This window comes from Sphingomonas sp. BL-S-25 (assembly GCF_055521555.1).
Map to the genome: position 1 here is coordinate 3,765,289 of NZ_CM145486.1, position 14,641 is coordinate 3,779,929.

At 65.9% G+C, this 14,641-nt stretch carries 7 protein-coding genes; 1 reads left to right on the plus strand and 6 read right to left on the minus strand.

The genetic code is table 11. The annotated features are described in order from the left end of the window. Nucleotides 1-72 precede the first annotated feature (72 nt). The 4 genes from rpoC to ACZ1H8_RS18320 form a co-directional block, all read right to left on the minus strand. Nucleotides 73-4,353, minus strand: coding sequence for a DNA-directed RNA polymerase subunit beta' (rpoC, locus tag ACZ1H8_RS18305; protein ID WP_465178641.1), 4,281 nt, complete (start codon nt 4,351-4,353; stop codon nt 73-75). Nucleotides 4,354-4,434: 81 nt separating this feature from the next. Next, a complete protein-coding gene (gene rpoB / locus ACZ1H8_RS18310; protein WP_465178642.1) occupies nt 4,435-8,592 on the minus strand; it encodes a DNA-directed RNA polymerase subunit beta in 4,158 nt (1,385 codons plus the stop codon). A gap of 262 nt (nt 8,593-8,854) precedes the next feature. Next, entirely contained in the window at nt 8,855-9,811 is a 957-nt protein-coding gene (gene pip, locus ACZ1H8_RS18315; RefSeq protein WP_465178643.1) for a prolyl aminopeptidase, read from the minus strand. Nucleotides 9,812-9,855: 44 nt separating this feature from the next. Further along, nucleotides 9,856-10,620 (minus strand): phosphodiester glycosidase family protein, encoded by a 765-nt coding sequence (locus tag ACZ1H8_RS18320; RefSeq protein WP_465178644.1) that lies wholly within the window; start codon nt 10,618-10,620, stop codon nt 9,856-9,858. A gap of 109 nt (nt 10,621-10,729) precedes the next feature. On the opposite strand from ACZ1H8_RS18320, the gene ACZ1H8_RS18325 reads away from it, so the two are divergent. Then, nucleotides 10,730-11,161, plus strand: a complete 432-nt coding sequence (locus ACZ1H8_RS18325; RefSeq protein WP_465178645.1) for a hypothetical protein — start codon at nt 10,730-10,732, stop codon at nt 11,159-11,161. A gap of 18 nt (nt 11,162-11,179) precedes the next feature. Here ACZ1H8_RS18325 and trpE read toward each other — a convergent pair whose 3' ends face one another. Both trpE and ACZ1H8_RS18335 read right to left on the minus strand, forming a co-directional pair. Then, on the minus strand, nt 11,180-12,667 hold the full coding sequence (trpE, locus tag ACZ1H8_RS18330) for an anthranilate synthase component I (RefSeq protein WP_465178646.1): 1,488 nt from the start codon (nt 12,665-12,667) through the stop codon (nt 11,180-11,182). A 7-nt stretch (nt 12,668-12,674) separates the two neighbouring features. Continuing rightward, nucleotides 12,675-14,615, minus strand: coding sequence for a peptidylprolyl isomerase (locus ACZ1H8_RS18335; RefSeq protein ID WP_465178647.1), 1,941 nt, complete (start codon nt 14,613-14,615; stop codon nt 12,675-12,677). Nucleotides 14,616-14,641 lie beyond the last annotated feature (26 nt).

Consider the following 14,641-nt stretch of genomic DNA (forward strand, 5'->3'; position numbering starts at 1 on the left):
AAAGAAGCCGCCGCCCGGCATCCCGGGCGGCGGCTCTTTTTATTCAGCGACGCGAGGCGCTGGACGGGGCGATTACTCGCCTTCGTTCAGATACTCGCCGGCATCGGCATCGGTGCCGGTGCCCGAGGGAACGACGCTCGCCAGCGGATCGCTGCCGGTGCCGCCCGCGTCACGGACGTCGCGCGCCAGTTCGGCTGCATGTTCCTGAGCCGCGCTCTCGGGCGCGATCAGGGCTGCCTGCAGCGCGCGCTGCTGGACGCGGAGTGCCGCATCGCGCGACGTGGCCGCCACGCGCAGGCGGTTCATGCCCGCACCGGTACCCGCCGGGATCAGGCGACCGACGATCACATTCTCCTTGAGGCCGTTCAGCGTGTCCTGCTTGCCCTGGACCGCAGCCTCGGTGAGGACGCGGGTGGTCTCCTGGAACGACGCCGCCGAGATGAAGCTGCGGGTCTGCAGCGACGCCTTGGTGATGCCGAGCAGGATGGGCTTGCCCTGTGCAGGCTGCTGGTTGCTCTCGAGCTTCGCGTTGATCGAGTCCATCTCCTCGCGATCGACCTGTTCGCCGGCCAGCAGCGTGGTGTCGCCGCCGTCGGTGATCTCGACCTTCTGCAGCATCTGGCGAACGATCACCTCGATGTGCTTGTCGTTGATCTTCACGCCCTGGAGTCGATAGACTTCCTGGATTTCCGACACGAGATATTCAGCGAGCGGCTCGATGCCGAGCACCTCGAGAATGTCGTGCGGATCCGGGGAGCCGCCGATCAGGTTGTCGCCACGCTTGACATAGTCGCCTTCCTGAACGTCGATCACCTTCGACTTCGGAACCAGATACTCCACGACCTCGCCGCCGTCCTCGGGCTGAATCCCGATCTTGCGCTTGGCCTTGTAGTCCTTGCCGAAAACGACGCGGCCCGAGACCTTCGCGATGATCGCGTTTTCCTTGGGCTTGCGTGCCTCGAACAGCTCGGCGACGCGCGGCAGACCGCCGGTGATGTCGCGGGTCTTGGCAGACTCGCGGGCGACACGGGCGACCACGTCGCCTGCCTTCACCTCTGCACCGTCCTCGACCGACAGCACCGCACCGGGCGCCAGCATATAGCGTGCGGCCTCGCCCGAATTGCCGTCCAGCAGGGTGATCCGCGGACGCAGATCCTCCTTCTTGGCGGTGATCCGGTTCTCGGTGACGACGCGCTGGGTGATGCCCGTCGCTTCGTCGACCTGCTCGGTCAGCGTCTTGCCGTCGACCAGGTCCTGGTACTTGGCGGTACCGCCCGTCTCGGTGATCACCGGCATGGTGAACGGATCCCACTCCGCCATGCGGTCGCCCTGGCTGACGATGTGGCCATCGTCATACAGCACGTGCGCGCCATAGGGGATGCGGTGCACCGCCAGCTCGCGGCCGTCCATGTCGACGATCGCCAGTTCGCCGGAGCGGCTGAGCACCACGCGACGACCGCGCTGGTCCTCGATAATGCGCAGGTCGCGATACTCGATCGTGCCGTCCGATGTGGCTTCGAGGTTCGACTGCTCGTTGAGCTGAGCCGCGCCGCCGATGTGGAAGGTACGCATGGTCAGCTGCGTGCCCGGCTCGCCGATCGACTGGGCGGCGATGACGCCCACCGCTTCGCCGATGTTCACCGGCGTACCGCGGGCGAGGTCACGCCCGTAGCACTTGCCGCACACGCCGAACTGCGCCTCGCAGACCAGCGGCGAGCGGATCTTCATCCCCTGCACGCCGATCGCCTCGATCCGTGCGACCGCGGCCTCGTCGAGCAACGTGCCCGACGGGATCACGACTTCGCCGGTCTTGGCATCGACCACATCCTCGGCCGTGGTGCGGCCCAGGATGCGCTCGCCGAGCGACGCGATGGTCGAGCCGCCCTGGACGATCGCCTTCATCTCGAGCGCACGCTCGGTACCGCAATCCTCTTCCATGACGACGCAGTCCTGCGACACGTCGACCAGACGGCGGGTCAGGTAACCCGAGTTTGCCGTCTTGAGCGCAGTGTCGGCCAGACCCTTGCGGGCGCCGTGGGTCGAGTTGAAGTACTCAAGGACGGTCAGACCTTCCTTGAAGTTCGAGATGATCGGCGTCTCGATGATCTCGCCCGACGGCTTGGCCATCAGGCCGCGCATGCCGGCCAGCTGCTTGATCTGGGCCTGCGAACCACGGGCACCGGAGTGCGCCATCATGTAGATCGAGTTGATCGGCAGCTCGCGACCGGTCGCCTCGTCGCGGCGAACGGCCTTGATCTCGTCCATCATGGCCGACGCCACCTGGTCGCCGCAGCGGCTCCAGGCGTCGATGACCTTGTTGTACTTCTCCTGCTGCGTGATCAGGCCGTCCTGATACTGCTGCTCATAGTCCTTCACCTGCTCGCGGGTGTCGTCGACCAGCTTCACCTTCTCGGCCGGGATGAGCATGTCGTCCTTGCCGAACGAGATGCCCGCCTTGAACGCGTGACGGAAGCCCAGCGCCATGATGGCGTCGGCGAACAGCACGGTCTCCTTCTGGCCGGTGTGGCGATAGACCTCGTCGATCACGTCGCCCACGTCCTTCTTGGTAAGGAGGCGGTTGACGGTCTCGAACGGCACCTTGTGCGACTTCGGCAGACACTCGCCGAGCAGCATGCGGCCCGGGGTGGTCTCGTAGCGCTTCAGGTACTGGTTGCCGTCCTCGTCGGTCTGCGGAACGCGGCTGACGATCTTGGTGTGGAGGGTCACCGCGCCGGCGTCGAGCGCCTGGTGCACCTCGGCCATGTCGCCGAGCAGCATGCCTTCGCCCGGCTCGTTGGTCTTCTCCATCGACAGATAATAGAGACCCAGCACCATGTCCTGCGACGGAACGATGATCGGCTTGCCGTTCGCGGGCGACAGGATGTTGTTGGTCGACATCATCAGGACGCGCGCTTCCAGCTGAGCCTCGAGGCTCAGGGGAACGTGGACGGCCATCTGGTCACCGTCGAAGTCGGCGTTAAAGGCCGAGCAGACCAGCGGGTGAAGCTGGATCGCCTTGCCCTCGATCAGCACCGGCTCGAACGCCTGGATGCCCAGACGGTGAAGCGTCGGCGCGCGGTTCAGCAGAACCGGGTGCTCGCGGATCACCTCGTCCAGGATGTCCCAGACTTCCTTGCGCTCCTTCTCGACCCACTTCTTGGCCTGCTTCAGGGTCATCGAGAGACCCTTGGCGTCCAGACGGGCGTAGATGAACGGCTTGAACAGCTCGAGCGCCATCTTCTTGGGCAGGCCGCACTGGTGCAGCTTGAGCTCCGGACCGGTCACGATGACCGAACGGCCCGAATAGTCGACGCGCTTGCCGAGCAGGTTCTGACGGAAGCGGCCCTGCTTGCCCTTGAGCATGTCGGACAGCGACTTGAGCGGACGCTTGTTCGCACCGGTGATGGTGCGGCCGCGGCGGCCATTGTCGAACAGCGCGTCGACGGCTTCCTGAAGCATGCGCTTTTCGTTGCGGACGATGATGTCCGGCGCGCGCAGTTCCATCAGCCGCTTCAGGCGGTTGTTGCGGTTGATCACGCGGCGATACAGATCGTTCAGATCCGAGGTCGCGAAGCGGCCGCCGTCCAGCGGCACCAGCGGGCGCAGCTCGGGCGGGATGACCGGAACGACGTCGAGGATCATCCACTCGGGGCGGTTGCCCGAGTCGATGAAGCTCTCGACGACCTTCAGCCGCTTGATGATCTTCTTGGGCTTCAGCTCCGACTTGGTCGTCGCCAGCTCTTCGAGCAGGTCCCTGCGCTCACCCTCGAGGTCGAGGTCCATGAGCATGATCTTGACCGCTTCCGCGCCGATGCCGGCGGAGAAGGCGTCCTCGCCATACTGGTCCTGCGCGTCGAGCAGCTCGTCCTCGGTGAGGAGCTGATACTTCTCCAGCGGGGTCAGGCCCGGCTCGGTGACGATGTAGCTCTCGAAGTACAGGACGCGCTCGAGCTGCTTGAGCTGCATGTCGAGCAGCAGGCCGATGCGCGACGGCAGCGACTTCAGGAACCAGATGTGCGCGACCGGGGCGGCCAGCTCGATATGGCCCATGCGCTCGCGGCGGACCTTCGAGACGGTGACCTCGACGCCGCACTTCTCGCAGACGATGCCCTTGTACTTCATGCGCTTGTACTTGCCGCACAGGCACTCGTAATCCTTGATCGGACCGAAGATGCGCGCGCAGAACAGGCCGTCACGCTCGGGCTTGAACGTGCGGTAGTTGATCGTCTCGGGCTTCTTGATCTCACCGAACGACCAGCTGCGGATACGGTCCGGCGAAGCGATACCGATCTGGATCTGGTCGAAGGTTTCCGGCTTTGCGACCGGGTTCGCGAAATTGGTCAGTTCGTTCATTTCTGTCGTCCCTTCGGGAGGGTCAAATTCCTTGGGTGGGCAGGGGAGGGTGGGCGCCGCCGCGAGGCAGCGCCCGAGCCCTTATTCCGCTGCCTCGGCCAGATCTCCGCCGTCGTCCGTGGCTTCCTCGAGAGCCTTGAGCTCGACGTTCAGGCCCAGCGAACGCATTTCCTTGACGAGAACGTTGAAGCTCTCCGGAATGCCCGCCTCGAACGTGTCGTCGCCCTTGACGATCGCCTCGTAGACCTTGGTACGTCCGACCACGTCGTCCGACTTCACCGTCAGCATTTCCTGCAGCGTGTAGGCGGCGCCGTACGCCTGAAGCGCCCACACCTCCATTTCGCCGAAGCGCTGACCGCCGAACTGCGCCTTGCCGCCCAGCGGCTGCTGGGTGACTAGGCTGTACGGCCCGATCGAACGCGCGTGGATCTTGTCGTCGACCAGGTGGTGGAGCTTGAGCATGTAGATGATGCCCACGGTCACCTTGCGGTCGAACGCGTCGCCGGTGCGGCCGTCATACAGCGTCGACTGGCCCGACGTATCGAGGCCCGCCAGTGTCAGCATGTCGGACACGTCCGATTCCCGCGCGCCGTCGAACACCGGGGTGCCCATCGGGACACCGGTCCGGATGTTCTGGACCAGCTCGGCGATCTGCGACCCGTCACGCGATTCGATGTCGGCGGCATAGTGATCGCCGTACACCTCGATCAGGCGCGACTTGACCGCGTCCGGCATCTCGCCGGGCTGCGCGTCCGGATTGGCTTCGCGCCATTCGTCCAGCGCCTGCGCGACCTGCATGCCCAGGTTGCGGGCAGCCCAGCCGAGATGCGTCTCGAAGATCTGACCGACGTTCATGCGCGACGGCACGCCCAGCGGGTTCAGCACGAGATCGACCGGCGTACCGTCGGCGAGGAACGGCATGTCCTCCTGCGGAAGGATCCGCGAGATCACACCCTTGTTCCCGTGACGGCCGGCCATCTTGTCGCCCGGCTGCAACTTGCGCTTCACCGCGACGAACACCTTGACCATCTTGAGCACGCCCGGCGGCAGCTCGTCGCCGCGCTCCAGCTTCTCGCGGCGGTCATGGAACTTGTCCGTGATCCGCTTCACCGCCTCGTCATACTGCGCCTTGACGGCTTCCAGATCGCTCTGCGCCTTGTCGTCCTGGACGGCGAACTTCCACCATTCGTGGCGGTCGACCGAGTCCAGCAGGTCCTGATCGATCTCCGAGCCCTTCTTGATGCCTTTCGGCGTCGCGGTCGCGACCTGGCCGATCAGCATCTCGCGAAGGCGCGACCAGGTCGCACGGTTCAGGATGTTGCGCTCGTCGTCCGAGTCCTTCTTCAGGCGCTCGATCTCCTCGCGCTCGATCGCCATCGCACGCTCGTCCTTGTCGATGCCGTGCCGATTGAAGACGCGAACGTCGACGATCGTGCCGGCAACGCCCGGGGGAAGGCGCAGCGAGGTGTCGCGAACGTCCGAGGCCTTTTCGCCGAAGATCGCGCGAAGCAGCTTCTCTTCCGGGGTCATCGGCGATTCACCCTTGGGGGTGATCTTCCCGACCAGGATGTCGCCCGGCTCCACTTCGGCGCCGATATAGACGATGCCTGCCTCGTCGAGGTTGCGCAGCGCTTCCTCGCCGACGTTCGGGATGTCGCGGGTGATGTCCTCGGGCCCGAGCTTGGTGTCGCGGGCCATCACTTCGAACTCGTCGATATGGATCGACGTGAACACGTCGTCCTTCACGATCCGCTCGGAGATCAGGATCGAGTCCTCATAGTTGTAGCCGTTCCAGGGCATGAACGCGACGAGCGCGTTGCGGCCCAGGGCAAGCTCACCGAACTCGGTTGACGGACCGTCCGCGATGATGTCGCCTTCGTTCACGACGTCGCCCACCTTCACCAGCGGACGCTGGTTGATGCAGGTCGACTGGTTCGAACGCTGGAACTTCATCAGCGAGTAGATGTCGACGCCGCTCTCGGTGGCCTCGACGTCTCCGGTGGCGCGGATCACGATGCGCGACGCGTCGACCTGATCGACGATGCCGGCGCGGCGTGCGCCGATCGCGGCGCCCGAGTCACGTGCCACGGTCTCTTCCATGCCCGTGCCGACGAAGGGCGCTTCCGCCTTCACCAGCGGCACGGCCTGACGCTGCATGTTCGAACCCATCAGTGCGCGGTTCGCGTCGTCGTTCTCCAGGAACGGGATCAGCGAGGCTGCGACCGAGACGAGCTGCTTCGGGGACACGTCCATCAGGGTGATGGTGTCGGGGATCGCCATCAGGAATTCGCCTGCCTGACGCGCCGAAACCAGCTCCTCCTGGAAGCGACCCTCGCCATCGAGCTCGGCGTTCGCCTGCGCGATGGTGTGCTTGGCCTCTTCCATCGCCGACAGATAGACGACCTCGTTGGTCACCTTGCCGTCGACGATCTTGCGGTACGGCGTCTCGATGAAGCCGTACTTGTTCACGCGGCTGAAGGTCGCGAGCGAGTTGATCAGACCGATGTTCGGGCCTTCCGGCGTCTCGATCGGGCAGATGCGGCCATAATGGGTCGGATGGACGTCGCGGACCTCGAAGCCCGCACGCTCGCGGGTGAGACCGCCCGGCCCGAGGGCCGAAACGCGACGCTTGTGCGTCACTTCGGATAGCGGGTTGGTCTGGTCCATGAACTGAGACAGCTGCGACGAACCGAAGAACTCGCGCACCGCAGCGACCGCGGGCTTCGCGTTGATCAGGTCGTTCGGCATGACGGTCGACACGTCGACAGACGACATGCGCTCCTTGACCGCACGCTCCATGCGCAGCAGGCCGACGCGATACTGGTTCTCCAGCAACTCGCCCACCGAACGGACGCGGCGGTTGCCCAGGTTATCGATGTCGTCGACTTCGCCCTTGCCGTCCTTCAGGTCGACCAGCGTCTTGACGACCGCCAGGATGTCCTCGCTGCGCAGCGTGGTCACCGTGTCCGGCGCGTCGAGTTCGAGGCGCATGTTCAGCTTCACCCGGCCCACGGCCGACAGGTCGTAGCGCTCCGGATCGAAGAACAGGCCGGCGAACAGCGACTCCGCGGTCTCGAGCGTCGGCGGCTCGCCGGGGCGCATGACGCGGTAGATGTCGGACAGCGCCTGCTCGCGCTCCTCGGCCTTGTCGACCGCGAGCGTGTTGCGGATCCACGGACCGGTGGCGATGTGATCGATGTCGAGCAGTTCGATCCGGTCGATGCCGGCCTTGTCGAGCTTCTCGAGATTCTCGGCCGACACTTCGTCGCCCGCCTCGATATAGATTTCGCCGGTGGTCTCGTTGATCAGGTCATAGGCGCTGTAGCGGCCGAAGATTTCCTCGGTCGGGATCAGCAGCGTCTCGAGACCGTCCTTGGCAGCCTTGTTGGCTGCGCGCGGGCTGATCTTTTGGCCGGCCGCGAACACGACTTCGCCCGACTTGGCATCGACGATGTCGAAGGCGGGCTTGGCGCCGCGCCAGTTCTCGGGCTGGAACGGGATCTGCCAGCCGCCCGGACCGCGCAGGAAGGTCACGCGGTTGTAGAAATAGTTGAGGATGTCCTCGCCGTTCAGGCCCAGCGCATAGAGCAGCGTGGTCACCGGCAGCTTGCGCTTGCGGTCGATACGGACGTTGACGATGTCCTTCGCGTCGAACTCGAAGTCGAGCCACGAGCCGCGATACGGGATCACGCGCGCCGCGAAGAGATACTTGCCCGAGGCGTGGGTCTTGCCGCGGTCATGGTCGAACAGCACGCCCGGCGAGCGGTGCATCTGGCTGACGATGACGCGTTCGGTGCCGTTGATGAAGAAGGTGCCGTTCTCGGTCATGAGCGGCATGTCGCCCATGTAGACGTCCTGCTCCTTGATATCGAGGACCGAACGGGCTTCCGTATCGGGATCCACCTCGAACACGATCAGGCGCAGGGTAACGCGCATCGGCGCCGCATAGGTGATGCCGCGCTGACGGCATTCCTCGACGTCGAACTTGGGCTCTTCCAGCTCGTAGGTGACGAAGTCGAGCTCGGCGGTGCCCGCGAAGTCGCGGATCGGGAAGACCGAGCGCAGGGTCTTTTCCAGGCCCGACACATAGCCGATCGAGGGGTCCGAACGCAGGAACTGTTCGTAGGATTCGCGCTGAACCTCGATCAGGTTCGGCATCTGCACCACTTCGTGGATGTCGCCGAACACCTTGCGGATGCGGCGCTTAACGGTGCCGCCCTCGATTGCCTTGGTTGCCATGGGTGTTTTTGCCTCGTCAGCCGTAATTTCGGTGCCCCTGTCCGGGGCCGGGACGTGCGACAGGACGCGAAAAAGCTGCGCGACTTCCCGTTTGGAATTCGGCAGCTTCGGCGTCCTGTAGATGCCCCAGTCCTATTCGATCGACACGCTGCGCGACGGCGCGTCATTTCCCGGATCCGTGGCGTGACTGCGATATAGGGAGGGGGTCAGCGGGTGTCAAATGCACTCGGGGGTCAAATGTTCCCAGCTGCCCTCGGCCGCCCTAATCGGCGGCCTTGCCCGCATAACGATCCGTCGCGCGGATCAGCTGGTCGAGTATGCCGGGCTCCGAAAAGGCATGGCCCGCGCCCTCGATCAGGTGGAAGTCGGCCTCTGGCCATGCCTTGTGCAGCGACCAGGCGTAGCGGACCGGGCAGGGCATGTCGTAGCGGCCATGGACGATCGTGCCGGGAATGCCGCGCAGCGTCTGCGCGCCCTTCAGCAGCTGGTCGGGCTCCAGCCAGCAGCCATGGACGAAATAATGCGATTCGATCCGGGCGAAGGCGAGGGCGAAGTCGCCTTCGTCATGCTGGGCCGAGAGGCTGGGGTCGGGAAGCAGGGTGACGACCTCGCCCTCGAACAGGCTCCAGGCACGCGCGGCCGCGACCTGATCCTCGCGCGTGCCGCTGGTCAGGCGGCGGTGATAGGCGGCCAGCATGTCGCCGCGCTCCTCGGGCGGGATCGGGGCGACGAACCGCTCATATTTGTCGGGAAAGAGTTCGGAGACGCCGAACTGATAGAACCAGTCGAGCTCGGGCCGGGTGCACAGATAGATGCCGCGCAGCACGATTTCGCTCACCCGCTCGGGATGCTTCTGCGAATAGGCAAGGGCCAGGGTCGAGCCCCAGGACCCGCCGAAGACCAGCCATTGCGCGGCCCCTGCCAGTTCGCGCAGCCGTTCGATGTCGGCGACGAGATGCCAGGTCGTGTTCGCCTCCAGCTCGGCATGCGGCGTGGACTTGCCGCAGCCGCGCTGGTCGAACAGCAGGACGTCGTAAAGATCGGGATCGAACAACTGGCGATGCGCCGGGGAGATGCCGCCGCCCGGGCCGCCGTGCAGGAACACCGCGGGCTTGGCGCCGGGCGTGCCGCACCGCTCATAATAAATGGAATGGCCATCGCCGACATCGAGCATGCCGGTTTCATAGGGGTCGATCGGCGGATAGAGGGTCCTGAGCATGGCGCCATGCTTCCTGATTTTCGTCGGCAAGGGAAGGGGCGGGATCAGTTGCGCTGGAGGGCCACGACGATCGGCCCGATCTCCGCGCCCGAATCCTTGCGGGCGCTGACCGGATCCCAGAGCCGGGAGACCGACCCGTCGAGATACAGCGCGTCGGGTGTCTTCAGCCGGTCGCGGAACAGGCGAGCGAAGCGGCCGAACGACACCGGCTCGTTGCTGATCGCGAACCAGGCGGATCCGTCCGGCGCGACGCCGACGCCGTTGCGCATCTGCAGCGAGGTGCCGTTGTCGGCGAACTGCGGATGGAGCTTGCCGCCGATCACCAGCATCGGGCCCGACTGGGTGGCGAAGCGGACATGATCGGGCTTGCCGGCGGCGAACTGTTCCGTGGTGACGACGTGCCAGCCGCGCGCATCGCCGTAGAAGACGCCATTGGGCTTGAGGTGGAAGTTGCCGGGGCCGGAGCGTCGGTTGAGCGGCGCCTGGACGGCGCCATCCTCGACATAATAGCCGATCGGCAGTCCCTTGCCGTCGAACATCCCGGCGTTCATCGCGAAGGCCAGGCGCGGGAAGCGATCGCCCAGGCGACGGTCGAGCGTGTCGAAATTGCGCATCGGCGCGCCGCTCTCACCCTTGTTCACCAGCATCAGGTCGTGCTTGCCGGGCCTGGCCTGGCACAGGGTGAACTCGCTTCCCTCGAACTCGGCGACCGAGCAGGCCGCGTCGATGCCGTTCCGGCTGGTCGGCGCGCCGCATGCCGACAGGGTGAGGAGGGCGGCCAGGGCAAGCAACCGGGCGATCGTCGTCATCGCGCCGACTTAATCGGCAAATCCGCCGAAACAAGCCGCATTCAGGTCACAATGCCGGGCAACTGTGCGCGGCGCACGGGCGTTTAACGGGGCGTTGAGTGGAGGTTTCATGGTACTGAAGTTGGCGCTTGCCGCGCCGTTGATGCTTCTGGCGTTCCCGGCAATGGCACAGGATGCGAGCCAGACACAGAATCCGCCCAAGCGCGTGCGCAGCGTGATCCTGTTCGGCAGCGAGCAATGCCCGAAATCGAGCGACCCGGACGAGATCGTCGTCTGCGCCGATGGCGGCGATTCGCCCTATCGAATTCCGAAGCGGTTTCGCAACAAGCCGGCCGAAGGTCCGGGAGGACAGGCCTGGAGCAATCGCTTCGAAACCGTCGAAGAAGTCAATCGCGCCGGCCTGCCCAACAGCTGCTCGGCGATCGGGACGGGCGGACAGACCGGATGCAACCGCCAGATGATCCGCCAATGGTATCAGGAGCGGCTGGACGCGAAGGCGCGCGCGGCGCGCGAGCAGGCACCCGACGACGACGACAAATAAGGGCGGTGCCGGGTCGGGCTATTGCCCGAACCCGGCCTCTCCCGCGCGGGCGACCGCCTCGCGCGCGGCGGCGAACAGCGCACCCGCCTTCGCTTCGCATTCCCGCTGTTCATAGACGGGATCGCTGTCGGCGACGATGCCCGCCCCGGCCTGGACGTGCATCATGCCATCCTTCACCAGCGCGGTGCGCAGCACGATGCAGCTGTCCATCGATCCGTCGGGCGAGAAATAGCCGACGCCGCCGGCATAGGGGCCGCGCGTCTCGGGCTCGAGCTCGGCGATGACCTGGCAGGCGCGGACCTTCGGCGCGCCGCTGACGGTGCCCGCGGGGAAGCCCGCGAACAGCGCGTCTAGCGCGTCCTTGCTGGGCGCCAGCCGGCCGACCACGTTCGACACGATGTGCATCACGTGGCTGTAGAATTCGACGGTATAGCTGTCGGTGACGCGGACGCTGCCCGCTTCGGCGACGCGGCCGACATCGTTGCGGCCGAGGTCGAGCAGCATCAGATGCTCGGCGCATTCCTTGGGATCGTCGAGCAGGCTGGTGCGGTTCGCCTCGTCCTCCGCCGCGGTCTTGCCGCGCGGACGCGTGCCGGCGATCGGGCGGATCGTCACCTGGCCATCGCGGGCGCGCACCAGGATTTCGGGGCTGGAGCCGGTCAGCGAGAAGCCGGGCAGGTCGAGATGATAGAGAAAGGGTGAGGGATTGATCCGGCGCAACGCGCGATACAGCTCGAACGGCGGCAGGGCGAACGGGGTGGAGAAGCGCTGCGCCAGCACGACCTGAAAGATGTCGCCGGCCGCGATATATTCCTTGGCGCGGGCGACCATCTCGCCATAGCGGCCAGGGGTTAGGTTGGGCGTCATGGCGATTTCGGCCGGATCGAGACGGACCGGGGCAGGCAGCGCCGCGCTGGCCAGTCGCGCCGCGGTCGCATCGATCCGCTCGGCGGCACGGTCCGGATCCTGGCCGGGCCAGACCGGGGCGACGATGAACAGGGTATCGGCCAGACGATCGAAGACCAGCACGACCGTCGGTCGCACGAAGATCATGTCGGGCACGCCGATCGGGTTCTCGGCGGGGCGAGGCAGTCGCTCTACCAGGCCGATCGTCTCGTAGCTGAAATAGCCGACGAGGCAGGCAAGCGCCCGGGGGAGTTCGGCCGGCACGTCCATCCGGCACTCGGCCACCAGTGCGCGCAGCGCGTCGAGCGTCGGCGCGGCGCATGGCGCGAAGGCCTCGCGATCGGTCAGCCATGCCGCGTTGATCTCGGCCTGATCGCCGGTGGCGCGGAAGACAAGGTCGGGGGCGAGACCGATCAGGCTGTGGCGGCCGCGGACCGATCCGCCCTCGACCGATTCGAGCAGGAAGTCGCCCCGGCCCGGCTCGATCAGTTTCAGTGCCGCCGCGACCGGGGTGTCGGTGTCGGCGACCTGACGCCGCCAGAGGAGCGCGGGGCGCCCTTGCGCGAGCGCGGTCCTGGCGGCGTCAATGCCTTCGATCATGATGGCCTCAGCGGGTTGCGGTGCCGGTCTGGAGCAGATTGGCGCGCAGGGTGCCGATCGCCGCTTCGTTGCGGGTGACGCCGACATGACGCTTGATCGCCTCGAGGAAGCTCTCGCGGCGCTCGACGGCGGTCGTGCGAGCGAGCGCGGTGGTGGCGCCAGCCATCAGCTGGGCATTGCCGCGGGCATCGCCTTCCTGGATCGTCGCGACATGGACCACGAAATAGCCGCTGCCATCGGGTGCCTGGACCCACTTCGCGCTCTTGGCCGGCATGCTGAACGCCAGCTGGGCCTGCGGGCCAGCCTGCGGCGTCAGGTCGCCGAACTTCACGTCGAAGGCCTTGGGCGGCACGCCGCGAATGCCGAGATTGGCCATCGCCTGCGCCATCGGCACGCCCTTCTTCATCTCGCCGACCAGCTTCTGGGCATTGGCGCGGGCGACCTTCAGCGCTTCCGCCTTCAGATAGTCGTCGCGAACCTGCTTGCGAATGCTTGCCATCGGGCGGGCGGCCGGCTGGACGACGCGGGACAGGGCGACGACGGCAAAGCCGCCTTCCTGGTCGAGCGGCGCGATGACCGGATCCTGCGAGTCTGGATCGATGCCGAAGGCACCCTGGACCATCGGCAGGAGCGCCGGGTCGGGCTTGCTGTTGGGATCGTCAGGGTTGACGCCGGCGGAGGTGATGGCCGCGGTCTGTTGCGGGGTCAGCTTGTTCGCCTGCATCAGCTGGTCGAAGGTCTGGCCATTGCCGATCCCGTCCTCGAGCGACTGGCGCAGCGCGGCCAGCGACTGGATGGTCTTGGCGGTGGTCAGTTCACTCGTCAGCTCGGCACGCGCCTGGTCGAGTGTCTTGGCCGGGATCTTCTCGACCTTCTCGACCTGCAGCACGACATAGCCGCCCTGCGCGCGGACCGGCCCGACCACGCCGCCCTGCGGGGCTGCGAAAGCGGCGTTGGCGACATCGGCGGAGCTGGCCTTGGTCAGCGTAGCCTTGTCGACCGCTTCGAAGGCGCGGGGCTCGAGACCGCGGGCGCGCGCGACTTCGGTGATCGACTTGCCGCCCTTGACCTCGGCGGCGGCGCTGTTGGCGCCGGCCTGATCGAGAATCACGAGCTGGCGAACGGTACGCTTCTCGGTCGCGGCGAAGCGGTCGGCCGACTTGCGATAGGCGTCGGCGATCTCGGCTTCGGTCGGAGCCGCACGCGTCGCGAAATAATCCTTGGGGACAAGCGCATAGCGGATCACGCGACGCTGCGGGATCATATAGGCTGCGCGATTGGCGTTGTAATAGGCCGCCAGCGTCTTGTCGTCCGGCTCACCCGGAAAGGCCGAGTCCTGCCAGCGCAACAGGGTGAACTCGCCGGTGCGGCGCTGGAGCGGCAGCGCGGCATAGGGGGCGACGAACTTGGCCGGCATGAACGTGCCGGGCGCCGGCGAGTTGAGCAGCCAGGTTTCCAGCCGCTCACGGGCGAAGTCGTCGCGCAGCGCTGAGGCCGAGATGCGCGCATCGGCGATCACGCGGTTGAACTGATCCTGGTTGAACTTGCCGTCCACGCCCTGGAACGCCGGGGTGTTCGCAATCTGGGCATCGATCACCGAATTGTCGACCTGGATGCCGGTCTGCTCCCCGAACTCCTTCAGGGCCTCCGACTTGACCAGCTCGTTGATCGCGAGGTCGAGCCCGCCTTCGGCCAGGAACTGCTCCATCGTGATGTTCTGGCCGTTGCGACGCGATGCGGTGATGAATCGGTCGATCACCTCTCGAACCTGCGTGTCGGTGATCTTCTGCTTGCCGACGGTCGCCACGACGTTGCCCTTGGGGCCGGCGGGGTTGCCGAGTCCGGTCACATCGCCCAGCGCGAAGGCGACGGCGATCAGACCGAGCAGCAGGAACACCACGATAAGACCGCCACGCGATTTGGCGAAACTGCGAAAGAAACCGAGCATCAGGGACCGTTCGTTCGAGGAAGCGT